The sequence below is a fragment of the Paenibacillus sp. EKM10P genome, assembly GCF_011800655.1.
In the GTDB taxonomy this organism is placed as follows: domain Bacteria; phylum Bacillota; class Bacilli; order Paenibacillales; family Paenibacillaceae; genus Paenibacillus; species Paenibacillus polymyxa.
Genome location: NZ_JAALET010000104.1, coordinates 1 through 305 on the forward strand (window position 1 = coordinate 1; position 305 = coordinate 305).

General features: G+C 58.0%; 1 protein-coding gene. It reads left to right on the forward strand.

Annotation, left to right across the window (positions count from 1 at the left end):
- Positions 1–305: condensation domain-containing protein (locus HFE01_RS26630; protein WP_167442923.1), on the forward strand; the 305-nt coding region annotated here is incomplete at both ends.

Sequence of the window (305 nt, forward strand, 5' to 3'; positions counted from 1 at the left end):
GACGTCACAGAGATCGAGGAAGGCTTGGAATATCTGTTTGAATACGCCACTGCTCTTTATAAAACCGAAACAGTGGAGAAATTGGCCGCTCACTACTTGCAGCTGCTTGAATCCATTCTCCGCAACCCGTCGGCGACGATTGCCGAGCTGGGCATTTTGACACCGTCGGAAAAAGAGCAAATTCTTGGCGCGTTTAACCCGGCGCAGCCGGAAGCGGCTCCTGCGGCCGCGTTCCACCGGCTGTTCGAGGAACAGGCGGAGCGCACGCCGGAAGCGGCGGCCGTCGTGTACGAGAACGACCGGCT